Annotated in this window: 20 protein-coding genes and 1 pseudogene; 8 read left to right on the forward strand and 13 right to left on the reverse strand. The window is 56.9% G+C overall.

Annotated features, from left to right (window positions below):
- Nucleotides 1-564: 564 nt before the first annotated feature.
- From NZ705_05950 to NZ705_05970, 5 genes and pseudogenes are all read right to left on the reverse strand, one after another.
- Nucleotides 565-663: pseudogene (locus tag NZ705_05950) on the reverse strand (hypothetical protein).
- A 114-nt stretch (nucleotides 664-777) separates the two neighbouring features.
- The gene (gene murA, locus NZ705_05955; protein ID MCS7292506.1) at nucleotides 778-2,070 is read right to left on the reverse strand and encodes a UDP-N-acetylglucosamine 1-carboxyvinyltransferase; all 1,293 of its coding nucleotides are present in this window, start codon (nucleotides 2,068-2,070) and stop codon (nucleotides 778-780) included.
- Nucleotides 2,071-2,126: 56 nt separating this feature from the next.
- Entirely contained in the window at nucleotides 2,127-3,692 is a 1,566-nt protein-coding gene (ndhD1, locus tag NZ705_05960; protein MCS7292507.1) for a photosynthetic/respiratory NAD(P)H-quinone oxidoreductase subunit D1, read from the reverse strand.
- Between the two features lie 17 nt (nucleotides 3,693-3,709).
- Nucleotides 3,710-5,713 carry an NAD(P)H-quinone oxidoreductase subunit 5 gene (locus NZ705_05965; GenBank protein ID MCS7292508.1) on the reverse strand — a complete coding sequence of 668 codons (2,004 nt, stop codon included), beginning with the start codon at nucleotides 5,711-5,713 and terminating at the stop codon, nucleotides 3,710-3,712.
- 115 nt (nucleotides 5,714-5,828) lie between these two features.
- On the reverse strand, nucleotides 5,829-7,292 hold the full coding sequence (locus NZ705_05970) for a cobyric acid synthase (GenBank protein MCS7292509.1): 1,464 nt from the start codon (nucleotides 7,290-7,292) through the stop codon (nucleotides 5,829-5,831).
- Between the two features lie 39 nt (nucleotides 7,293-7,331).
- On the opposite strand from NZ705_05970, the gene NZ705_05975 reads away from it, so the two are divergent.
- Complete coding sequence (locus NZ705_05975; protein ID MCS7292510.1) at nucleotides 7,332-8,789, forward strand: DUF2779 domain-containing protein; 1,458 nt, start codon at nucleotides 7,332-7,334, stop codon at nucleotides 8,787-8,789.
- Between the two features lie 53 nt (nucleotides 8,790-8,842).
- Here NZ705_05975 and fba read toward each other — a convergent pair whose 3' ends face one another.
- The 3 genes from fba to NZ705_05990 form a co-directional block, all read right to left on the reverse strand.
- A complete protein-coding gene (fba, locus tag NZ705_05980; GenBank protein ID MCS7292511.1) occupies nucleotides 8,843-9,922 on the reverse strand; it encodes a fructose-bisphosphate aldolase class II in 1,080 nt (359 codons plus the stop codon).
- A gap of 74 nt (nucleotides 9,923-9,996) precedes the next feature.
- Nucleotides 9,997-10,476, reverse strand: coding sequence for a thioredoxin-dependent thiol peroxidase (gene bcp / locus NZ705_05985; GenBank protein ID MCS7292512.1), 480 nt, complete (start codon nucleotides 10,474-10,476; stop codon nucleotides 9,997-9,999).
- The gene (locus tag NZ705_05990) at nucleotides 10,473-12,311 is read right to left on the reverse strand and encodes a family 10 glycosylhydrolase (GenBank protein MCS7292513.1); all 1,839 of its coding nucleotides are present in this window, start codon (nucleotides 12,309-12,311) and stop codon (nucleotides 10,473-10,475) included. The genes bcp and NZ705_05990 overlap by 4 nt, the downstream gene beginning before the upstream one ends.
- Before the next feature lie 100 nt (nucleotides 12,312-12,411).
- Between NZ705_05990 and NZ705_05995 the strand changes: the two genes are divergently transcribed.
- From NZ705_05995 to NZ705_06010, 4 genes are read left to right on the forward strand one after another with little or no spacing between them, the layout of a single operon-like run.
- Nucleotides 12,412-13,653 carry an acetate kinase gene (locus tag NZ705_05995; GenBank protein ID MCS7292514.1) on the forward strand — a complete coding sequence of 414 codons (1,242 nt, stop codon included), beginning with the start codon at nucleotides 12,412-12,414 and terminating at the stop codon, nucleotides 13,651-13,653.
- Between the two features lie 32 nt (nucleotides 13,654-13,685).
- Nucleotides 13,686-14,276: an aminodeoxychorismate/anthranilate synthase component II gene (locus tag NZ705_06000; GenBank protein ID MCS7292515.1), complete on the forward strand. Its 591-nt coding sequence runs from the start codon at nucleotides 13,686-13,688 to the stop codon at nucleotides 14,274-14,276.
- 33 nt (nucleotides 14,277-14,309) lie between these two features.
- Nucleotides 14,310-14,516: a glycogen debranching protein gene (locus tag NZ705_06005; GenBank protein MCS7292516.1), complete on the forward strand. Its 207-nt coding sequence runs from the start codon at nucleotides 14,310-14,312 to the stop codon at nucleotides 14,514-14,516.
- A 7-nt stretch (nucleotides 14,517-14,523) separates the two neighbouring features.
- The gene (locus NZ705_06010) at nucleotides 14,524-14,919 is read left to right on the forward strand and encodes a transcriptional repressor (protein ID MCS7292517.1); all 396 of its coding nucleotides are present in this window, start codon (nucleotides 14,524-14,526) and stop codon (nucleotides 14,917-14,919) included.
- Here the strand turns inward: NZ705_06010 and bchB are convergent.
- Nucleotides 14,916-16,442, reverse strand: a complete 1,527-nt coding sequence (gene bchB, locus NZ705_06015; GenBank protein ID MCS7292518.1) for a ferredoxin:protochlorophyllide reductase (ATP-dependent) subunit B — start codon at nucleotides 16,440-16,442, stop codon at nucleotides 14,916-14,918. The two genes, NZ705_06010 and bchB, sit on opposite strands and share 4 nt — an antisense overlap.
- A gap of 138 nt (nucleotides 16,443-16,580) precedes the next feature.
- Nucleotides 16,581-17,447, reverse strand: coding sequence for a TonB family protein (locus NZ705_06020; protein ID MCS7292519.1), 867 nt, complete (start codon nucleotides 17,445-17,447; stop codon nucleotides 16,581-16,583).
- Nucleotides 17,448-17,574: 127 nt separating this feature from the next.
- On the opposite strand from NZ705_06020, the gene NZ705_06025 reads away from it, so the two are divergent.
- The 3 genes from NZ705_06025 (at nucleotide 17,575) to NZ705_06035 (ending at nucleotide 19,348) form a co-directional block, all read left to right on the forward strand.
- Nucleotides 17,575-18,249: a MotA/TolQ/ExbB proton channel family protein gene (locus tag NZ705_06025; protein MCS7292520.1), complete on the forward strand. Its 675-nt coding sequence runs from the start codon at nucleotides 17,575-17,577 to the stop codon at nucleotides 18,247-18,249.
- Complete coding sequence (locus NZ705_06030; GenBank protein MCS7292521.1) at nucleotides 18,233-18,655, forward strand: biopolymer transporter ExbD; 423 nt, start codon at nucleotides 18,233-18,235, stop codon at nucleotides 18,653-18,655. The genes NZ705_06025 and NZ705_06030 overlap by 17 nt, the downstream gene beginning before the upstream one ends.
- 69 nt (nucleotides 18,656-18,724) lie before the next feature.
- Nucleotides 18,725-19,348: a DUF3386 domain-containing protein gene (locus tag NZ705_06035; GenBank protein MCS7292522.1), complete on the forward strand. Its 624-nt coding sequence runs from the start codon at nucleotides 18,725-18,727 to the stop codon at nucleotides 19,346-19,348.
- Here NZ705_06035 and NZ705_06040 read toward each other — a convergent pair.
- Genes NZ705_06040 through NZ705_06050 form a run of 3 tightly spaced genes read right to left on the reverse strand, consistent with a single transcriptional unit; the run spans nucleotide 19,334 to nucleotide 23,398 of the window.
- Entirely contained in the window at nucleotides 19,334-20,122 is a 789-nt protein-coding gene (locus NZ705_06040) for an ABC transporter ATP-binding protein (GenBank protein ID MCS7292523.1), read from the reverse strand. The genes NZ705_06035 and NZ705_06040 overlap by 15 nt on opposite strands.
- A 2-nt stretch (nucleotides 20,123-20,124) precedes the next feature.
- On the reverse strand, nucleotides 20,125-21,102 hold the full coding sequence (locus tag NZ705_06045) for an iron ABC transporter permease (GenBank protein MCS7292524.1): 978 nt from the start codon (nucleotides 21,100-21,102) through the stop codon (nucleotides 20,125-20,127).
- 10 nt (nucleotides 21,103-21,112) lie between these two features.
- A complete protein-coding gene (locus NZ705_06050; protein ID MCS7292525.1) occupies nucleotides 21,113-23,398 on the reverse strand; it encodes a TonB-dependent hemoglobin/transferrin/lactoferrin family receptor in 2,286 nt (761 codons plus the stop codon).
- Between the last annotated feature and the right edge of the window lie 39 nt (nucleotides 23,399-23,437).

The raw sequence follows: 23,437 nt of genomic DNA on the forward strand, positions 1-23,437 counted from the left end.
TGTAAGGCTTAGACATGAAAAACCTCTATGAACTCATTAGCCCTATTCTATGCCAAGCTAAACGTTTTTAGCTATAACTTGCTGTCGAAGCGTGTTGTTGAAGCACTCAATCAAGGACGTCCTACCACTCCCCTTGGCACTGGCTACGTGTTGAGAGTTCGGAATCACCTTCCGATAAACTGACCATGAATCAGTATAAAATTTTGCCTGTTTTCGTCAAATAATCGATACTCTCTCCCATAACTTTTTTGCCGTCTCTACGCTTCTATCCCCTACACAGGCCGCTACAATCATACGTGTCTTTCTCCCTAGAACTAGCCAGAGCCATTGGAGATGCTTTTTCGAGCCGCAAAACGATCCTATCTCGTCGCACTCCAGCTCTATCTCTTCATCGTTGTCGGGCTGAATATCCATCACTTCTGATGTATTTATACAGCCAAGATTGCGAAATTCCGGTCACCCGTGAGATGGCGGTAATTGAAAGTCGCTCTAACAAGTTGCCTTTGGGCTTCAGAAATGTATTTTTTTCCTAGCTTCAGGCGTAAATTGCTGATGGCAGTCATAGCAGATATAACGCTGTTTTCCATTGTGGATACGACCGTACTTTACAACGTTTTGAGGCTGGCAACGGGGGCAATTGTACCCATGGCTTCACCCAAATCTAACTACCCCCCTATTTTAACCATTACAAGAACAGGACTACCCGCACACGCCGGCGTAGCAGGAATTTTTCCCATTTCTACTGACTGGCAAATGCCTCAAAGAGTTGGTTGCCGCTCAAGTCGTCACCCGTCGGATGTCCGCCCCAAGTGCCCGCAATTTTTCCTCCAACCGCTCGTAACCCCGGTCCAGATGATGCAACCCACTAATCACGGTCTCGCCTTGGGCTGCTAACCCAGCCAACACCAACGCCGCCGAAGCCCGCAAGTCCGTTGCTGTTACCGGCGCTCCCGATAGAAATGGCACCCCTTGAATCAAAGCATGATTGCCCTTGACACGGATATTGGCTCCCATGCGTTGCAGTTCTGCTACGTGCCGCAGCCGGTTCTCAAACACCGTTTCTGTGACCACGCTGGTGCCCTCGCTCAGGGTCAATAAGGCCATGAATTGCGCCTGCATATCGGTGGGAAAGCCTGGAAACGGCAGCGTTTCAATGTCCGTTCCCCGGTAGGGCCCCTGACCCGGTCGTACCCGTATCGCATTGGGGGGTTCAAACGTCACCGAAAACCCAACTTCTGTTAACTTGGCGGTCACTGGCGTGAGATGCTCGGGAATGACCGGACTGATCCACAACTCAGAGCGAGTAATCGCCGCCGCCACCATAAACGTTCCGGCCTCAATCCGGTCCGGAATGATGGTGTACTCCGTGCTGTGCAATCGCGGCACGCCGACAACCGTGATGGTTTTGGTCCCAGCACCCCGAATTTTAGCCCCCATGCTGCGACAGAAGTTGGCCAAATCCACCACTTCTGGTTCCTGCGCCGCATTTTCAATCACTGTTTCGCCTTCCGCCAGCGTCGCCGCCATCATCAGGGTTTCTGTGGCCCCCACGCTGGGGTAATCCAGGTAGATATGGGCACCTCGTAATTTGCGCGCGTAGGCCTGCACCATCCCATGTTCAATCTGGACTGTTGCACCTAGCGCCTGCAACCCCCGCACGTGCAATTCCACCGGTCGCGCCCCAATCGCACATCCCCCCGGCATGGGAACCCGCGCCACTCCCAACCGCGCTAGCAACGGCCCAATTACAAAAAAACTGGCCCGCAGTTGACTCACAATTTCGTAGGGGGCTAACGAACGGTGCAGGTGCCGTACGTCCAAATCTAAAACGCCGCGATGGTAATGAACTTTCACCCCCAGCGCCGTCAGGACTTGACCCATGCGATGCACATCCACTAAATCTGGCACATTGCGAATCCGGCAATCCTGCGAACACAACAGCGCTCCCGCCATCAAGGCCAGTGCCGAATTTTTTGCCCCACTAATAGTTACTTCTCCCGCTAGCGGCAACCCCCCACGAATCCGCAAGACCGCATTCGCCGCCGTCGTCTCTTGCACTTGTAGATGCATTTTTTCAACTCCTCACCACCGCACTAACCCCCATCTTACCCCAACCCCCAGACCGGTCAAGGGGTTGGTTGCCGCGCGGGTATGGTCAATATACCAACAGGTGCTTGCAGCTTAGGCATGGCTTGTCGCACGAGCGCTGTCACCTGGGTGGTCGTCGCATCGTACATACTCGTGACCAAACGGGGGTATAGACCAATCCCAATCACCGGCACCAGGAGCGACGCAATAATGAACACCTCGCGCGGTTCCGCATCTATAAGCTTTTCGTGAGATACCAGCTCCTCGTTCTCCGGCCCGTAGAAAATTTGTCGCAGCATTGAGAGCAGATAAATCGGCGTCAAAATCACACCGACCGCCGCCAGCAGCAGCACCAGCACCTTGAACGGCACACTGTAGGCATCACTCGTCGCAAAACCGATAAATACCATCAATTCCGCCACAAACCCGCTCATCCCTGGCAGGGCCAACGACGCTAGGGAACAGGCGGTAAACATGGCAAAAATTTTCGGCATCTTTTGTCCCACCCCGCCCATTTCCTCCAAGATCAGGGTGTGCGTGCGGTCGTAGGTGGCGCCTACCAGAAAGAACAAACTCGCCCCGATTAAGCCGTGGGAAATCATCTGCAACACCGCCCCGCTCAACCCCGTCGTCGTATAGGACGCAATCCCAATCAACACAAATCCCATGTGGGAAATCGAAGAATAAGCAATTTTGCGCTTCAAGTTACGCTGGGCAAAGGACGTCAACGCGGCATAGATGATATTCACCACGCCCAAAATCGCCAGGATGGGTGCAAACAGGGCATGGGCGTCCGGCAGCATCCCCATATTCATGCGGATCAGGGCATAGCCGCCCATCTTCAACAAAATCCCCGCCAGCAACATGTGTACCGGCGCCGTCGCTTCCCCATGGGCATCAGGCAACCAAGTGTGGAGCGGGAAAATGGGCAACTTCACCGCATAAGCAATCAAAAACGCCACGTAGCACCAAATCTGCAACGCCAGCGGGTAGGACTTCAGCGCCAACTCCCGCATGTCAAAGCTGATGGGATCGCCGTAAAAAGCCATCGCCAGGCCCGCCACCAAAATAAACAGCGACCCCCCCGCCGTGTACACGATAAATTTGTTAGCTGCGTACTGTCGCTTGTAGCCACCCCAGATTGCCAGCAGTAAATAAACGGGGATCAACTCCAACTCCCACACCAGGAAAAACAACAACATGTCCTGCACGGCGAACACCGCAATCTGTCCCCCGTACATCGCCAGCATCAGGAAGTAAAACAAGCGGGGTTTCAGGGTCACCGGCCAGGCCGCCAGGATGGCCAGCGTCGTGATAAAGCCAGTCAGCAGCACCAGCGGCATGGACAAACCATCCACCCCCACCGACCAATTCAGGCCAATCTGGGGCAACCAGGGATAGCGCTCCACCAGTTGCAAATCCGGCGAATTTAAGTCGTAGCCTTGCCAAAAGCTGTAGCTGATCAACGCAAAATCCACTAGCCCCACCACCAGGGCATACCAGCGTACCGTCCGGCCTTCTTTATCCGGCAGAAATGGAATCGCCAACGCCGCCACAATCGGCAGGAGAATAATGGTCGTCAACCAGGGAAAACTGCTCGTCATGACCCACCACCCTCAACCTAGGAAAACCAGCCCGACACCAGCACCAACCCCAGCACCGCCAGCAGGATCACCAGCGCATAGGTCTGTACCCGCCCATTGTTCACGTACTTCAAGACTTCCCCCGTCACTAGCGTCACTAGCCCTGTCAAATTCACTAGGCCATCAATAATGCGATAGTCCGTCTCCAGGGCTTGGCGGGCCAACCGGCGCAAGGGCAGAGCAAAGTACTGCTCGTACAGGTCATCCCAGTACCATTTGTTCACCAAAAACTCGTACAACTTGGGCAATCGCTCCGCTAGGGGTTCCACACCCGTGTATTTCCCTCCGTAAACAACAAACGCCAGGGTGATGCCGATCAAACCCACACCCACCGACGACCCAGCCATGACCAAAAATTCACCCCAGTCAAAATGCGCCCAGTCTGCCCCAACAGTTAAAACTGACGCCGGTTCCTCGAGAAAATACTCAAAGTAGTTGGCAAATGGCAGTCCCACCCAACCCACCGCCACCGACGGAATGGCGAGTAACACCAGGGGCAAGGTCATGGTCCAGGGTGATTCATGGGGTTCGGCGGCATGACCATGGGTTTCCATGTGGGCTAACTCCTCCACCTGCATGGCACCTGGCCCGAACGCTAACCCGCGAAATTCACCGCCAAACGTCAACAGGTAAATCCGAAACATGTAAAACGCGGTCATTCCTGCGGTCAGCCAACCCACCAACCACAGCCCAGGATTGGCCGCAAACACCACGTGTAGGATTTCATCCTTCGACCAGAAACCAGCAAACGGCGGAATGCCACAGATGGCCAGCGTCCCAATCAAAAACGTCGCAGCGGTAATGGGCATGTATTTCCGCAGACCCCCCATGTTGCGCATATCTTGTGCTTTGTCCGGGTCATGACCCACCACCGCCTCCATCGCGTGGATCACCGACCCTGACCCCAAAAACAACATCGCCTTGAAATACGCATGGGTCATCAGGTGAAACATGCCCGCCGCCGGCGCTGCCACGCCCATCGCCATCACCATGTAGCCCAACTGGGAGATGGTGGAATAGGCCAATCCTTTTTTGATGTCGGTTTGCACCAGGGCAATCGTCGCTCCCAAAAACGCCGTAAACGCTCCTGTCCAGGCCACTACTTGTAACGTTCCTGGCAAGTGTTCGTACACCGGCATCATCCGCGCCAGTAAAAACACCCCCGCCGCCACCATCGTCGCCGCATGAATCAGGGCAGAAATCGGCGTGGGGCCTTCCATGGCATCTGGCAACCACACATGCAGCGGCGCTTGCGCCGATTTGGCCACTGGCCCTAAAAACACCAGAATCCCCAGTCCGGTCGCCGCCCACAACGGCAAGGCGCCTGTGGTCAACAAATCCCCAACCCGTTCCGCCAGCCGCTCAAACTCAATTTCCCCCGTGGTCCAGTAAAACCCCAGAATCCCCAGCAGCAGGCCAAAGTCCCCCACGCGGTTGACAATAAACGCTTTCTGGGCAGCTTCGCGGGCGGCAATCCGCTCATACCAGAACCCAATCAGCAGGTAGGAGCACATCCCCACCAGTTCCCAGAACACATAAATCTGCACCAGGTTCGGGCTGATCACCAACCCCAGCATGGACGCGCCGAACAAACTCAGGTAGGCAAAAAAGCGCGAATACCCTTTGTCATGGGCCATGTAGCCGTCGCTGTAGAGCATCACCAGCAGGGCCACTGTAGTGACAATGACCAGCATCAGACTACTTAGCCGGTCAATCACCATGCCCATGTCCAGGTGAAACGGCCCCGCGACCGCCCAAGTGAAACTCCAGTAGTAGGGTGGGTGTCCTTGCGCTTGACTCCAGAGCAGCGCCAGGGAGTGGCCGAGCGCGATACCCATGAGTGTGAGCACCAACGCCGCATTCACCCGCTTGAGTCGGCTTGTCCACTCGCCAAAGGTAATCAATCCCGTTCCGACGACCGTCGCCCCTAGCAAAGGCAGCACCGGAATGAGCCAAGCGTACTGATAAAGCAACTCTTCCATAGACACCCTACACACGGGGAGAAAACCGCTAACATTTTGCCACAAGTGGATGGGTATGACGGTAGGAAAAAAACCATGACCAGCCCGGCGTTACCGCTTGTTCTCCGGCTTTAGCTCATCCAGAATCCTTTAACAATTGCGCCCAGGGAATGTACGCCGCCACGGTTTCGGTCAGGGTCTGCAGCAGATGTTGGCGTTGTTGAGAAAAGTCAGGCACCTGCGTTGTTAACGGTGGCAATCCCTTCCGAGTACGGAGTTGGTTCAGCCAGGTACGCCGCCAGGCTCCATTCTCAAAAATCCCATGCAGGTAAGTCCCCCACACCCGGCCTGTCGTATCCACATAACCGAGCGCTGGGTCGGTGAACAAGGGTTGGACGTGGCCGGCGATGTGAGTGGAACCCTGGTGAATCTCGTAACCTTTGACGGTTAAACCTGGCACGGGGTACTGGGACAACACCTCCCGCTGGCGCGTGATTTTGTGGGGAGCGATCACAGTCGCAATCGGTAGGAGATTCAATCCCTCGGCCTGCACGTCTTTCCCCTCAAGTCCTAGGGGGTCTTGTACCGTTTTCCCCAGCATTTGCATCCCGCCGCAAACGCCCAGCATCCATCCCCCTTGCTGGTGATAGGCGATGAGCTTTTGCGCTAGGCCCGTTTGATGCAACCACTGTAAATCGGCAATCGTCGTTTTACTCCCCGGCAGGATAACTGCATCGGGATCACCGAAATCTTGTTCACTTTTGACGTACTTCACTTGCACCGTTGGCTCAAATAGGAGTGGGTCAAAGTCAGTAAAGTTACTAATTTTCGGAAGTTGAATCACAGCAATGGTTAGTTCGGAGCTGGTTTTACGGGGCGATAACAAACTCAAAGAGTCTTCCGCCGGTAAATGCGTTTCTAACCAAGGAATCACCCCCAGCACCGGAATTCCTGTTTTTTGCTCTAACCATGCCAGCCCTGGTTGCAATAGCGACAATTGCCCCCGGAATTTATTAATCACCAACCCTTTGATCAACGCCCGTTCTTCTGGTTCCAGCAGCGCCAGGGTTCCTACGATGTGGGCAAATACGCCGCCGGGGTTAATATCGCCCACCAAAATGGTTTTGGCTTGCAGGTATTGGGCCACCCGCATATTGGTCAAATCACGATGCTTTAAGTTGATTTCCGCTGGCGACCCCGCCCCTTCGCACACGATGTAGTCATACTGGCTTTGCAATTCCGCCAGCGCTTCGGTAATTGCCCGCCATCCCCGCTCAAAATAATCGCGGTAATAATCTTGCGCTTGGGTTACCCCGGCCACCCGTCCTCGGATGATCACCTGGGATGTCCGGTCGCCCTGGGGCTTGAGCAGGATGGGGTTCATGGCGGTCGTGGGTTCGATGCCAGCAGCCCAGGCCTGTACTGCTTGGGCGTAGCCCATTTCGCCCCCGTCGGCTGTTACGTAGGCATTCAGCGCCATGTTTTGTCCTTTGAAGGGAGCCACCCGGTACCCCTGCTGCGCCAGCCACCCGCACAACGCTGTTACCAGCAACGACTTTCCGGCATTGGACGTGCAACCGACGACCATCAACGCGGGCATAATAAGGGAAAATCTGCTACCTACTCACTCCTAACCATCATGCTGACCAAATCCCGCTATGTCAAAGGTTTGCAATGTCCCAAATGCCTGTGGTTGGATGCTCATGCGCCAGAAAAAGCCAGTGTTTCGGAAGCGCAAAAACTGCAATGGCAACAGGGGACAGATGTGGGAGTCTTGGCGCGGGATTACTTTCCTGGGGGCGTGCTGGTGACGGGATTTGGGAATCATCAATGCCAACAAAAAACGGCGCAATTGCTCGCCCAAGGAGCAACCTGTCTGTTTGAAGCCACATTCGCCTGGGAAGGGCTGGTGGTGAAATGCGATGTCCTGCGGCAAGTGGCGCCTGACGCCTGGGAAATGGTGGAAGTCAAATCCACTACCCGCGTCAAACCGGAGCACCTGGAAGACCTGGCGATCCAGTGGTATGTCGTGGCGAAAAACGGCATCGCTCTACACAGAGCGGTGATGATGCACTTGAACCCCCATTGTTGTTATCCCGACCTGTCGAATCTCTTTGCCCAAGTAGACGTCACTGCTGAGGTGCAAAAAATTGTCCAACAGATTCCCGAGCGTCTCGCCCAATTCAACGCGATTCTGAGTCAAACAGACGAACCTGACCATCCCATTGGCGACCACTGCGACCAGCCCTATACCTGTACCTTCAAAGCCTACTGCTGGCGTGACGTTCCTGAAGTTTCTATCTTTCAAATTGCTCGACTAGATAAGCAAAAGAAACTTGAATTAATTCGTCGCGGCATTTTCCACATTGAACACCTGCCACCCGAATTGATCCCGACGCTTTCGGAACGACAACAAGCGTTTATCCGGCAATATCTCAGCGGCAAACCCTTGGTTGACTACGACGGTATTAAAGAATTGTTGAACCAGTTGCGTTATCCTCTGCATTTCTTTGATTTTGAAGCCACGAACCCGGCCATCCCCCGCTACCCTGGCACGCGTCCCTACCAGCGCGTTCCTTTTCAATTCAGCTGTCATGTTTTGACGGCAGACGGTACGTTAACTCATTACGACTATCTGCATACTGACCGCGATGACCCACGTCCTCCTTTGGTGCAGGCTCTCGTGCAAGCCATTGGTGAAGAAGGTTCCATCATTGTGTACAACCAGGGCTACGAAAAATCGGTGTTGCAGGAATTGGCAGCAATGATGCCGGAGTTTGCGCCCCAGTTAAACAGCATGGTGGACCGCCTGTGGGACCAAATGGTGATTTTTCGGGACCATTACCAGCACCCGGATTTTTTAGGTTCCACTTCTCTCAAAAAGGTGCTCCCTGTGCTGGTGCCGGAATTGAGCTATCAGGAGCTTGCGATTCAACAGGGGGATATGGCTAAATTCCGTTGGGAAGCTGCCATTTTTAGTGATGACCTAGCCTTCCAAACCCAAACCTGGCAAGAGTTGCGGCAATACTGCCATCAAGACACGCTGGCCATGGTGGCGCTGCACCGGCATTTGGTGGGGCTGGTGGATTCTCAATAAAAAACCCCTCTCCGCAGGGGAAAGGGGCTGTTTCAGCTAATCAGACTTAAGCCTTATACCGCCACCAGCTTGCGGGTTTGGGCTTTCAGTTCACCTTTGGCGTACTTGGCGGCGTACTCTTCGCAGGACATTTGCTTGATTTTGCTGGCGTTGCCCGCCGTCCAGAATTGCTGGTAGCGCTCAGCGCACACCTTCTTCATGTAGGCGATAGACGGCTTCAGGAAGTGACGCGGGTCAAATTCCTTGGGCGCTTTCGCCAGGGCTTCCCGCACCGCCGCCGTGATCGCCAGGCGGTTGTCGGTGTCAATGTTCACTTTGCGCACCCCGTTTTTGATCCCCCGCTGGATTTCCTCCACCGGCACGCCGTAGGTCTCAGGAATCGCGCCACCGTAGGCATTGATCAGGTCAATCAAATCCTTGGGAACGGAGGAAGAGCCATGCATCACCAGGTGGGTGTTGGGCAAGCGCCGGTGCAATTCCTCAATCCGGTCCATGCGCAGGATTTCTCCTTCGGGTTTGCGGCTGAACTTGTAGGCCCCATGGCTGGTGCCAATCGCTACCGCCAGCGCATCCACATCGGTTTTTTCCACAAAGTCCACCGCCTGGTCTGGGTCGGTCAAGAGTTGGTCATGGGAGAGCACCCCTTCGGCGCCGTGACCGTCCTCCTTGTCGCCCATGCCCGTTTCCAGCGAGCCAAGGCAACCCAGTTCCCCTTCCACGCTGACGCCGACCGCATGGGCCACCTTGACCACTTCCGAGGTCACCGCCACGTTGTACTCATAGCTGGCTGGGGTTTTCGCGTCCTCGAGCAACGACCCGTCCATCATCACGCTGGTAAAGCCCAACCGGATGGCCGAGTAGCAAGTGGCTGGGCTGTTGCCGTGGTCTTGGTGCATCGCCACCGGAATGTGGGGGTAGGTTTCCACCGCCGCCAGCACCAAGTGCCGCAGGAAGTTTTCACCGGCGTACTTGCGCGCCCCCCGCGATGCCTGCAAAATCACTGGACTGTCGGTTTCGTGGGCCGCCTGCATGATCGCCTGAATTTGCTCCATGTTGTTGACATTAAAAGCCGGAATTCCGTAGTCGTGCTCGGCGGCGTGGTCCAACAACAACCGCATGGGAACCAGTGCCATAGTCTCCTCCTAAGCTTGCACGCCAAAAGTCTTCACATTATTTTTAACATCTTCCTGGGCCGCCTGGGAAATTTTTAGTTTTCACGCTGCAAACGGGTTAAGTCGGCTAAGACCTGCTGGGCGTGGGTTTCCGGCTTGACCTGGCGGTAGATTTGGGCGATTTGCCCCTGGGGATCAATGAGAAACGTATGGCGAAAGACGCCCTCGAAGGTCTTGCCCATAAATTTTTTGGGGCCGTAGCTGCCGTAGGCGCGCGCTACCTGTCCATCGGGATCAGAAAGCAATAAAAACGGTAGGTTGTACTTACGGCTGAATTTGACATGACTCTCTGGCGGGTCGGTGCTGATGCCAATCACCACCGCCTGGGCCTGCTGCAACGCCGGGTAGATATCCCGAAACCCGCAGGCTTCTTTGGTGCAGCCAGGCGTGTTGTCGCGGGGATAAAAATACAGCACCACCCATTGCCCTCGAAACTGGGCCAATGTCACGGTTTGACCGTCCCCGCTGACAAGGCTGAAAGGGGGTGCCGGCTGTCCCACCGTTAGTTCCCTCATGGGCGTTCCCCCATCGCTAAAAACAAGGCCGGTCGTCCGGGTAGAGGCTGGCTGAGGGCGGTCGCCGGTAGATGCAACTGCAACCGCGCCCCGTACAACAGCAGGTCGTCTATAGTTTTTAAGCGCGCTCGCCAAGTGTCTACCCGCCACGGGTGAGCCGGCCAATCGTCTAGATGGTGCGCCAACGTCTGGAGGGCGGCGCGTGCCGTTTGCCAATGGGTTTTGCTGGGGTGTTGCACCAACTGGGTCAGGGCGCTGTTGACCTGTTGGAATAGCCCTGGGTCGGGAACCGGCAACTGTCCCTGGCGCACCAGAAACAGCCATTCCTGCTGCTGGGCTTGGTAACGTTGCAGCGCGCTTTGAAACGGTTGCCGGTGAGGCAAGGGCACGCTGGTCTGTTGCATCAAGGGTTCCAGCGCCCCGTTGAAGTGGGACATGGCAAACAGGGCGTAACCAGGCCCCAACCCACTGTGGCGCGCCGCCTGCACCTGATCCAGCACGGCGATGGGGGTTGTCCGCATCAGGGAAATCCCCGGCAAAAACAACACCGGCGCCCTCAGGAGCTGCGCAGGTTTGAGCAAATCTTGCAATCCCCTGGTATCTTCCGCGTAGGACATCAGCACTATCATGTCCACCGCCCCCGTCATGGCCCAGGTCTCCCAGTCCTGTTGCAGGCGGTACAGCCGTGAGGGCCGGGAATAGGCAAACACTGCCGCTGAGAGCAGGAGTTCAGGGCGCTTCTGCTTCAGGCGCTGGCTGAGGGTCGTGACGAAATCCGTAACCTGCTGGCTGCGCCAGTGGGTCCAGTCCTGCCACTGCGGTTGGCCAGGGGTCAAAGTCAGCGGGTCGAGACCCGTGCGTTCCTGGTACACCCGCCGTGACGCCATCCCGTAGCCGTAATGCACCCCGCCGCTCTGGAACGGGTAACGGATATAGTCCAAGTGCAGGCCGTCCACGTCGTAGCGGGTGACGATTTCCTCAAACAAGCGGAACAGGTATTCCCGCGCCTGGGGATGGGCCGGGTCTAGAAAGGGTTTGTCCTGCTGGGGCGGGATTGGGTGACCACGGTTATCTAAATTGGCCCAGTCGGGATAAACGCTCAGCACTGGCCCCAGGTAATGCAGCGGTTGACCCACTAGGACGTTGTGGCGTTGATTCCCCACTGCAAACACCCATACCCAGGGGTGCAATTCCAGCTGCCGCTCTTTGGCCAGTTGCACCGCCGCCGCTAGGGGGTCCCACCCGCGCGTCAAAGGATTTTGCTGGGGCGCCACTCGGCTGGGATAGATGGGATAGCCCGCATTCACGGTCTCAAAAAACACCAGGTTCACCCCCGCCGCTTGCAGCCGGTCAAACAGTCGCGCCAGGCCCGCCTCAGAACCCGCCTGCACAATCGCTCCCCGGTCGAGCCACATGGCCCGTATCTCGGGTTTTGCCGGAGCCGCCAGCGCCGGATAGGTTTGCCACAGGCGTTCCTGAGCCTGCAACCACTGCTGGCGAGCTAGTTCTGTTTGTCCTTGCGCGAGCCAGGTGTCCAATTGCCCCAGCACCGATTCAGCCAACTGCAACGCCTGCATTGCCTCAGCGACTTGGGTTTCCCGGTTTTGCATCTGGGCTGAGAGCACAATCGCCCGTACCCGCTCCACCAGTCCACCCAGTTGCCGTTTCATCGTGCGCAGTTGAAATGGATTCAGAGTACGGGGCGCCGGTCGGGCTGGTAGAACCCCGTTGCTGGGGTCGTAGGTGTCCAGGGGAATGCCCCCTTCCTGGGCGTTGACAGCGGGAACCGCACTGATGACCGCCGCCCAGGCGATGACGCTGAGGAGCCGTTTCATAGCGACTTGCTGCGACAGGCCCCTCGAATTGTACGCGCAAATCCCACCCCTTGACATCCCTTGTTAGACTAAGGGGGAACGCGGGCAATGGGGGCCATTCATGGTGGACCATCTCTTTATCCTGGTTCTGAATGCGGGTTCCAGCAGCCAGAAAAGTTGTCTTTACCAATTGCCAACGACCGCATTACCGGACCATGCCGTTGCCCCCCGCTGGCAAGCCCATATTGACTGGACTCGAACACCTGGTCAGGCCGCCATCAAAATCAAGTCCAATAACCAAGTTCACACCCAGGAAATGCCCTTGGCGTCTCGGGCCGAGGTCATGCATAAAGTGCTGCATACCCTGGTGTCTGGACCCACGCAAGTTTTAGAAAGTTTTCAACAAGTGACCCTGGCGGGGCACCGGATCGTGCATGGGGGGACGAAATACGCCGCGCCGACGCGGATCACGCCCACCGTCAAGCAGGACATTCAGGATTTGGTCCCGCTTGCGCCCAGTCACCATCCGGCTCATCTCGAAGGGATTGACGTGCTGGAACAGTTGTTACCCCAAGCCCCGCAGATTGCCGTGTTTGATACCGCGTTCCATCAAACCTTGCCGCTGGCGGCCCAAGTCTATCCCATCCCCTATGCCTGGTACGAAAAAGGCATCCGTCGCTATGGGTTTCACGGGATTAATCATGAGTATTGCGCCCGTCGCGCCGCACAATTGCTGGGCCGACATCCAGCGGACTTACGCTTGATTTGTTGTCACTTGGGAAACGGCGCTTCGTTGTGTGCGATTGAAGGCGGCAAAAGTGTAGATACCACCATGGGGTTTACGCCTTTAGAGGGTTTAATGATGGGGACTCGTTCCGGCTCAATTGACCCGGGTATCATCCTGCACTGGTTACGTCATGAATCCCTCACGGGCGACCAGATTAGTCATTTACTCAATCAAGAATCGGGCCTAAAAGGGGTCTCCCAGCTTTCGGGCGACATGCGGCAGATTCTCCAGGCGCGAGCGCAGGGCCATCCGGGCGCAACCCTGGCGTTTGAGGTTTACATCCACCGGTTAGCTCAGGCAGTGGCGGCTATGTGGGTGAGTTTGGGCGGCTGCGATGCCTTGATCTTCACCGGTGGCGTGGGGGAAAATGCCGCGCCGGTGCGGGCAGAGTTGTGCCAGCGCTTGACTGGCTGGGGTGTCTGCTGTGACCGGGAGAAGAATCAACAGTCCGGCGCCGACCGCGATATTGCCACCCCGGATTCCCCGGTGCGGGTGCTGGTGATTGCCGCCGAAGAGGACTGGGCGATTGCCCAAGCCTGCTGGCAATGGCACAAGCAGCAGGCCGGAAAGGATTAAAATAGGCCCCATAGAGGTTCAGCAGCAGCACCGTGTCAGGGCCGCACATTTTGGTCATTGACAATTACGACAGCTTTACCTACAACCTGGTGCAATACCTGGCGGAACTGGGAGCGGAGGTGCAGGTTTTTCGCAACGACCAGCTCACCCTGGACCAGGTGCGGCAGCTTCAGCCCCAGGGGGTCGTGATTTCCCCCGGCCCCGGTCGCCCCGAAGATGCTGGCATTTCCATGGCGTTAATTCGGGAGTTGGGTGCCACCCTGCCGATTTTGGGGGTATGCCTGGGGCATCAGAGTATTGGGCAGGTCTTTGGCGGTCGGATTGTCGGGGCGCCCACCCTGATGCACGGCAAAACCTCCGAGATTTACCACCGGGGCGTTGGCGTGTTCCAGGGATTGCCCCAGCCCTTTACCGCCACCCGCTACCACAGTTTGGTAATTGAACGGGAGTCCTGCCCTGAGGTGTTGGAAATCACCGCCTGGACCGACGATGGGACGATCATGGGCGTCCGACACAAGCAGTATCCCCACCTGCAGGGCGTCCAATTCCACCCGGAAAGCATCCTGACCACCGCCGGTCATGCGTTGCTGGCGAACTTTTTGCGACAGGTGGGGCGGGAGTAAAATGAAGCTAGAGCGAGCGGGAGAGCCGGTGTGATGGTGATTTGGGTAAACGAACAGCTCGATCCGGGTGGTCTGGTTCACGCCTGCTTGGCCACTTGCGATGAGGAAATCGCCAAACAGTGCTACGAAAATTTTCAGCGAAACTTAACCCCAGCGCAGCGGGCCAGCGGGTGGCAAGTGCGATTGCGGACGGTGCATGCCTGGGAAGACGTACCGGTGACAGCCCAGAAACTGTGCTGAATCTCCCATGACCACGGCGTCCCTGACCCCTAGCCAACAGCGCATCCTCGCTCTCTTGCAGGCCGAAGGACAGGCCTTGTCCGCCCAGGCCATTTATCTGCGGTTAAAACAGTTGCGCCAAGGGGTCGGGCTGGCAACAGTGTACCGGGCGTTGGAGGTATTGAAAAAAAACGGTGTGGTGCAAATGCGGTTGCTCCCAAGCGGCGAGGCCGTCTATAGCGCCCGGCTCCACGACCGCCACCATCTCACTTGTTTGCGCTGTAATGCGTCCATCCCCCTGCGCGATTGCCCTTTGGAAGACCTAGAGCAGTATTTACAAAATATGTACAACTTCAAGGTTTACTACCACACCCTGGAATTTTTTGGGGTTTGTCCTCAGTGTCAGGCGCAGTCGTTGGCCTAGGCCCCTACTGCCTCTTTGGCTGCGTACAGCACTTCGACCGTGATGGTTGTAATTCCCTGTTCACGGGCAAATTTTTCCGTATTGCGTTTGACTTTCCCCCGCACGAAACCTGGCACTTTTTGTAACTCTTTCTGGGCTGCTGCGGTCCAGGTCAAATCAGTCTCTGCTGACAGGGTTTTCGTAATCACCTCTTTGGTGTCGTGGCCGCCGAAAATTTCTAACAGGTGGTCTTCCATTCCCAACGTAAACGAGTGGTAGACCAAATCCGCAATTTGATTGGTGCCTTCATAACCCAAAAAGGGCCGGTATCCTAGGGGAAAGTTCTGGATATGCACCGGTGCGGAGATCACGCCGCAGGGAATGTTCAACCGTTTGCCGATGTGGCGTTCCATTTGGGTGCCGAAAATGGCCGCTGGTTCCACCTGGGCAATCGCATTGGCCACCTGGGTGTGGTCTTCAGTGATGAGTACATCATCACAGTAACCGGCCACCTGCTCCCGGAACCAATCGGCGTCATAGGTGCAATAGGTGCCCGCCCAAACCACATGAATTCCCATCTCTTGCGCGAGAATTCGGGTCATGGCCGCTGCGTGGGTGTTATCCCCAAAAACCACCGCTTTTTTGCCGGTCAAATTCTGGCAATCAATGGAGCGGGAAAACCAGGCTGCCTGGGACTGAAAACGGGTTTGTTCATCAATAAAGGCTTCGTAATCGGCGGGGTAACCCTGGGCATTGAGCACCTGTTGAATCTGGCGGATGCATTGGGCCGTCCCGAGGACCCCCATGGGCGTTGTGGTGACCATGGGTAGGCCGAATCGGTCTTGCAGGTACTGAGCTGCGCGTAAACCCACTTCCCGGTAGGGAACCAAGTTAAACCAGGCCTGGGGTAAGCGGGCAATATCACCCACGCTGGCCCCCAGTGGCAGAATCAAATTCACCTGAATCCCTAAATCCTGCATGAGTTTGGTGAGTTCCCGCCGGTCATGCTGGTGGTGAAACCCCAGCGTTGTCAAGCCCAGGATATTGACCGATGGATAGGGCGTTTTTTCGGTTTGTAATATCCCTTGTTTAGTCGCTTTTTCAATATAGAAACGCACGACTTGCGCCAGGGTTATATCAGCGGCTTGGAGTTCATTCACCCGGTAATGATTGACATCGGCCAACAACACATCGCAGCGGGTTTGTTCAGTCGCCCGTTCCACAAAATTCTGTAAATCTTCTTGCAAGATACTCGACGTGCAGGTGGGGGTCAGGATGATTAAATCGGGGTGGTCTTCGGTGTCTTTGCGGACGATATTGTCCACAACTTTTTCTTGGGACCCCTGGGCCAACACGTGGCGGTCCACAATGCTGGCAGTCACGGGGGTAAAATGCCGTTCTCGCTCCAACATAGAACGCATGACATTGAAGTAGTCATCCCCTAGGGGGGCGTGCATGATGGCGTGAACCCGCTGAAAGGAACTGGCAATCCGCAAGGTGCCGATATGGGCCGGCCCCGCATACATCCAATAGGCTAATTTCATAGGACGTTTTCCCTGACACACCCAAATTTCAGCTTAGGCCCCTTGGAAAACCCGCTGAGATATCTGTCAGAAAACTTCAGTATTTTTAATGCTTCTCATGGTCAGGGATACATTTTGCAGCAAAATAGGTCCGCCATGCTAACGCAGTTGGAAGCGCACGGCAACGTTCATCCCCTGGCGTCCTTGAGGACTGGCGGTAAATTGCCAGCGCCACACCGACTGGATCGCTACTTCGTCTAACTGGGGCGACCCACTGGATTGACGCAGGCTCACCGCCGTTACCCGGCCATCGGGACCGACATCAATCGTCAAAGCCACGCGACCTTCAATCCCTTGCTGCCGTAGATGGGCTGGATAGGGCGGCTGGGGACAACGCAGACAGGTCACAGGCGCAACCGCAGGCCCAGTTTCACGGGGTTCTGAGGCGCCGGATTCCTTAAGAGCTGGGGGTGCCGGTGCCGCTGCCACCGTTGCCGGGGCTTCCGCCGTCGTTGTTCCTGAACCCGGGGCTGGCGCAGACCCACCTGCAGCAGGAACGGAACCATTGCCAACTAGCGCAGGACCTACGGCTTCTTGACCTTCCCCAGGCGCAGCTACTGCCGGGCGACGGGCGCGGGATGGTGTTGCAGGCGTAGGGTGCGGTTCCGAAACCGGTGGCGCAGCGGGAGGAGCAGAGAAGTTCTGCACCGGCGCTGTTGGGATGGGCTGGGGTTGGGAGCTGGTCACACGCACGCGAGGGGGGCCAGGGGTGGCCTGTACGACTGGTTGTGGTGAAGGCCGGATGGCTGGTGTCATGGGTTGTCGAGCTACCGGCGGTGGCGGCGCAGGCTCCGGTTCTTCGATGATCAGTTGCACTGGGGCATAGGTTTCTTCAGTGGACTCACGCCACTGGTCCCACCAGCCCAGCGCCAAGGTCAGTACCAGCGCTGCGTGGGCTAGGACCGAGAGCAGCAACCAAGCCCCAAAATGGGATTCGGATGGCAATTCCTTAGTGCGAATCAACATCGTTATTCTCTACTCCACCATGCTCAAAATTGGCCAAGCGGCGTCAATCCTTTCCACCTTAGCCCTATTTTAATTGACATTTACTTGCGATAACGGTATTCTATCTCCCAGTGGTGACGATGCCAAAATGCAGCCGAGTCAGTTTTTAGCTGCTGGCGGGATAGTTGTTTATCCGTTGCTGGCGCTGTCGGTACTGGTGGTCGCTTGCGCGGGGGAGCGGTTCTGGTTTTGGTGGCGATTGCAACGGGCGCAGGGGCGAGCACTAGCGGAGTTATTGCCAGCTTACGAAAAAGGCCCCGATTGGATTCAGCAACAGGCCAGGCAGTTTGCCCAGGTGCCCTGGGTGCGAGTATGGGAACGGGCGTTGACAGCAGCGGCGACGGACGGTAAGTTGCTTCCTCCTGAGCGGTTTCGGATTGCCCTGCTCAGTGCTGCCCAGCGAGAATTGCCCCGGTTGCGCCGGTTTCAAACGTTACTGGATACGACGGTGACGGTGGCGCCGTTGCTCGGGTTGTTAGGGACAGTCACGGGACTGATTCGGGCGTTTTCATCCCTGTCGCTGGGAAATATCGGGGGAACGCGGGCACTGGAGGTCACCGGTGGGGTGAGTGAAGCATTGATTTCGACGGTCATTGGCCTGGTAGTGGCGATTGTCACCCTGGTGCTGGCGAGTTTGTTTCGCAGTTTTTACCGGCGGCAATTGACGTTGTTGCAGGAGGTGATGGGACATCTGGAATTGATCTATGCCGAATGGTTTGAGGCGCATCAGTTGGAGGAATTGAGCCGTGTTTCCACTCGATGACGAAGGCGAGACGCCGCCAGAGGTCAACATCGTCCCGATGATTGATGTGGTGTTTTCGGTGCTGGCGTTTTTCATCATCGCGTCGGTGTTTTTGACCCGAGCCGAGGGCCTAGAGGTGCAATTACCCCAGGCGGCAACGACGCGGGTGCAAAAGACTCAGACCGTCACTCTGACGTTGACCCAAAACGGGACGCTGTTTTTGCAGGGGCAACGGCTGGCTGGCGAGGAATTGACGCCACGACTGCGGGCATTGCAGGCCCAGGGTAACCGGCTGGTGGTGCTCTTACGGGCGGATGCGCGGGTGTCCCACGGGCAGGTGGTGGGGGTGTTGGACCAACTACGCCAGATTCCTGACCTGCAAGTGGCAATGGCAACCCGACCCCTAGAGGCTCGTCATTCGCGCTAGGGAGTTGGTAAGGTGAGCAGAGAGGAGAACGGTTGAGGGGTTAACACTCTATTTAGGAGGGCAAGTTCGATGCAAACGATGGTGCCAGCGCAGGACTTTTTCCGGGCGGCCTATGAACACCGTTACACCTGGGGACCAGAGTTTCCCGGCTACCAAGCCCAGGTGCAATACCAGGGGAGCCTGGGTAGCGCAACGGGTGAAGTGACGGTGGATAAAAACCTGAAATATACGGTGACGGGGATTGCCGACGAGGCCATCCGCAAGTGGGTGGAGCAGCAGATGTGGGAAATCATTACGCACCTGGGACGGCGACCCTTTGAGAAAGAACATGACGGTCATGTGTTCCACTACGGCGCGGTGCAACCGGATGGCTCCCAAGAAGTGCTCGTGCAAGTGGGGGATGTGACAAACCGTTATCATCTCAAAGACAATCACATCACCATGGTCTATCGTCATCTAGGGCCGCACACGATTGAAATTCACGTGGAGGAGTTTCACGAAACCCCCGAAGGCTCCATGGCAAAGACCTACTGGGCTACGGTGCCAGGGATGCGCTTCCAGTTCTGGGATGAGCATGGTCAAGTGGGCGACTACTGGACAGTCACCCGGCGACGCTCGGTGCAAGAGCAAAACGGTACGCGGCAAGAGCACGAATTGACCTTCAACAACCTGGCATTGCTACAGGGGGTGTAAAGGCACAATCTGGGGACCTACAGGAGTATCCAACACGTGTGCAGCAATGCCGAAGACCTCTTGCAGGTGAGCTGGCTTGAGAACTTCCTGGGGGTCCCCCATCGCCCGCAATCGTCCCTGCTGCAGGAGTCCCACCCGGTCGCTGTAGCGCAACGCCAGGTTCAAATCATGTAGCGCCACCACTAGGGTCAGCCCCCGTTCCTGCTGCAACCGGCGCAACTGCTGGAGCAGATAAAGCTGGTAGTGTAGGTCCAAAAAGGTGGTGGGTTCATCGAGCAGGAGAATTTCGGGGTCTTGGGCAAGGGCCAGGGCCAAAAACACCCGCTGGCGTTGGCCCCCCGATAGCTCGCTCACGGGCCGGTCTTGCCAGGGCAACAGTTCCATTTGCGCCAGCGCCCGGTTCACCTGGGTTTGACTGGCGGCATCTAGGTCCCATTGCCACCACGGTTGATAGGGATGGCGCCCCAGACTCACTGTCTCCCGCACGGTGAGACCCGCTGGCAGTAAAGGTGACTGCGGCAGTAGAGCCAGATGTCGAGCCAATTCCCGGGCACTATAGTCCCCTAACCTGCGTCCATGCAGAAAAACTGCTCCCTGGCTGGGCACCAGCAAACGGCTGAGTAACCGCAGCAGGGTGGATTTGCCCGAGCCATTTGGGCCTACTAGCGTCAGCCATTCTCCTGGGTAGATTTCCAAGTCAATCCCTTGGACCACGGGTTGCCTGGGCTGATAACCCCCTGAAACTCCCACTGCCGCCAAGATGGGTCCTGACATCGCTAGGCACCCCCTGACCGCCGGTACAGCAGAGTGATAAAAAATGGTGCTCCCATCAGGGCGGTCATCGCCCCCACCGGTAGTTCGATACGTCCCAAGCGGGCTAGCGTATCGGCGGTGGTTAGCACCAGGGCCCCCATCACTGCCGCCCAGGGAATCAACCAGCGATAGGTCTGCACGCCCAACAGACGTACCAGATGCGGCACCATCAACCCCACAAACCCAATCAAGCCACTGACGCTTACTGCTGCTGCTGTGAGCCACGTCGCCGTGAGTCCAACTGCCAAGCGCACCTTAGTCAACGAAAGGCCCAAGCTCATGGCCCGTTCATCGCCCAATCCCAAGATGTCCAGCGTCCGTCCCCAGGGCCAGGCCGCCAGCAGTCCCATCACGATAGGTAAGGCAACCGCCTGCACTTCTTCCCAGCCCCGGGCGTTGAGACTCCCCACCAGCCAGTTCAGGGCAATTTGCACCCGGTCGTCGGCAAACAACAGTAGGATGGTGGTGACCGACCCTAGGAACGCGCTGACAGCAACCCCCGCCAAAATCAAGCGCGTCACTGACAACTGGCCCGGTTGCCAGGCCAAGGCGTACACCAGCAGCGCGGTTGCCACACTGCCGACCCACGCCACTAACGGCACCCAAGCCAAGGCCACGCCCTGCACGATGGGAATGACGGCTGCCAGTCCCGCGCCTGCCGCAATGCCCAGCAAATAGGGGTCTGCCAGGGGGTTGCGCAACATCCCTTGCATCAGTGCGCCAGCGGTTCCCAGAGCTGCCCCTACTGCCATCCCGAGCAGCACCCGCGGCAACCGCAGTTCCCAGAGAATGGTTTGGGGGAGTTCTTCGCCCTGTCGCAAAAGTGCCTGCACCACTTGGGACGTCGTCAACGGCACCGAACCGAGCCGGAGCGCCAGGAGACCGATGCCCCCCAGCAGCGCCGTCAATCCTAGCAATCCCGCTACTGGCCGTGCTTTCATTCCTATCTATCTAGAACTGCCAGTTGATCCCCACCGAGATATTGGTTCCTGGCTGGGCCAGGCGGTCCACCCGAAACGCATCGGCGCGGGGGAAATTGCGCAAATCGGCGTACTCAAAGTATTTGGTGTTGGTGAGATTAAAAATCCCCAGATTCAATGACACCAGTGGCGTAATCCGTACGTAGCCCAACAAATCCAAACGGGTGTAGCCCCGAGGGACTAGAAAGACATCTGGATCAGGCACGCGCGGGCGACCCACAAAGGTCCCCACCAGTTCCACACCCCAGCGGTCCTCCTGGCCCCGGAACCGCAATCCCGCGACTGCTTTAAACGGGTCCACCGTGACGAGGGGCCGGTCGTTCGTCAAGTCGTCCCCCACCGCATAGCCCAGTGACCCAAACACACTCAGGCCAAAGGGGTTATCCAGAAACCGGTACTCGCCGCTGAATTCCACGCCATAGATGCGCGCCCGTGCCGCATTGCGCGATTGAAAACGCAACACCGGACCACGAATCCCCGGTAAAGTCGTCGTCCCCACAAAGGCAAATTTCTCGATGAAATTGCGGTAGGAGTTGTAAAAGGCCGCCAAGGTAAACCGTCCCCGCTCCGAGCGCCCCCGAAACCCTAATTCAAAACCGTCACTGGTTTCTGCTTTCAGGTCGGGATTGGGTTCCACATAGTAGGCCGGAAACGTCACCGTGTTGGCAAAGCCGCTGTTGATTTCGTCGTAGGTTGGGGCGCGGAACCCACGGGCGTATTGGGCAAAAAGATTAAACCCCGGCGCAAACCGCCAGACCAACCCCAAGCGCGGTGAAAAACTGGTGGCTTCAAAGTTGGACGTGCGAATCCCCGCCGGCAAGTTACGCAGGAAATCCCGGTCCGGATTAGCCGTCAACCGGTAAAAGTCAAAGCGCAGCCCTGGAATCAAACTCAGGCTCTCACCAATCTGAATCTCATCCTGCACAAAAATCCCCAACCGCAGGGTGTCCGAATCGGGAAAATCTTTGAGTGGGAAATTTTCGGGGATGCGCTCACGGGTCACCGCTCCCGTCACCCGGTCGATTTGAATCTTGTCGCGCGGGCGTTCGTTGCGCTGGATAGAAAAATCTACCCCATAGGTCAACAAGTGTTCCGCTGCCCCCGTGCGAAACGGGCTGGAAAACTGCACACTGGCCCCGGCGATGCGCTCCAGGAAATTCCCCGTGGACTGGCGAATAAACCGCCCCCGGTCTTCAAACGTGTTTTCGGGCACTTCCGTATTTTGGTAGTACAGCAGCACCCTAGCCGACTGCAGCCAACTGGTTTCGGGATTTTGGAAATCGTATTCCAGGCTCACCCGCTGGCGTTGAGTGCGCACCTGCGAGCGAAAGCGCTGGACAGCCCGCGCCCGAGTTTCTTCAAGGATGTTAGCCTGCGCGAACCGGGTGGTCAGTGGCCGGTCTAGGAAATCCCCTGTGAGTTTGAGCTTGCGGCCGTCCCCCACTTGGAACACTACCTTGCCAAAGAAGTTATTGCTCTCACCCGATTGCCGGTCATGGAAGCGGGAGTCCCCCAAGCGATTCGGCTCACGGAAATCTCGCCGGGTGTAGAGCGCCACCCCTGAGACCGGCCCACTGCGAAACGCCACAGCTCCCCGCTGGTTACTCGCGGAATTAGCGCTGGCGTAGTTGGGGAACACCTGAAAGTAGGTATCTCGTCCTGTAATCGCCAGCAAGTCCTCTGGGTCAATAGTGATGAACGACACCACACCCCCTAGCGCATCCGACCCGTACAGCGCTGACCCTGGCCCTTTGAGAATTTCCACCTGCTTGAGCGTACTCAAATCCACAAAATCGCGCCCGATGCGAATCGGCCCCAGTTCAAACTCCCCTGGCAGGCGAATGCCATCGACTTGCAGCAGCACCCGGTTGCCTTCTAACCCCCGGATATTGAAGTTCAACGTGCCATAGCGGGATGAAAAGGGCGCCGACACATTCGGCTGGTAGCGCAACAAATCCTGCGGCGTTTGCACATTGTTTTGCTCGATTTCCTGGCGGTCAATCACCGTCACCGAACTGGGCGATTCCTGCACCTCCCGGGGCGTGCGCGTTCCCGTGACGGTAATTTCGATGTCCTCCGCTTGCGCCGTGCGGCTGTCTCGCGCCGGTGGCGTTTCCGCTTGCGCCAGCAAACAATGGCGGGAAAACTCCGCCACTCCTTCTTCCCAGACTGGACAGGATTTTTGGGCCAATGCCGGGCTGAGCATCACGCCCCACAAGAGAAATGCACCCGTCCATCCATAACGTTTGATAGGCATTGCACACTCCTCCACCTGTTGAACGAATGGGAAAATGGA

Origin of the sequence: Gloeomargarita sp. SKYB120, from assembly GCA_025062155.1 — a bacterium.
In the GTDB taxonomy this organism is placed as follows: domain Bacteria; phylum Cyanobacteriota; class Cyanobacteriia; order Gloeomargaritales; family Gloeomargaritaceae; genus Gloeomargarita.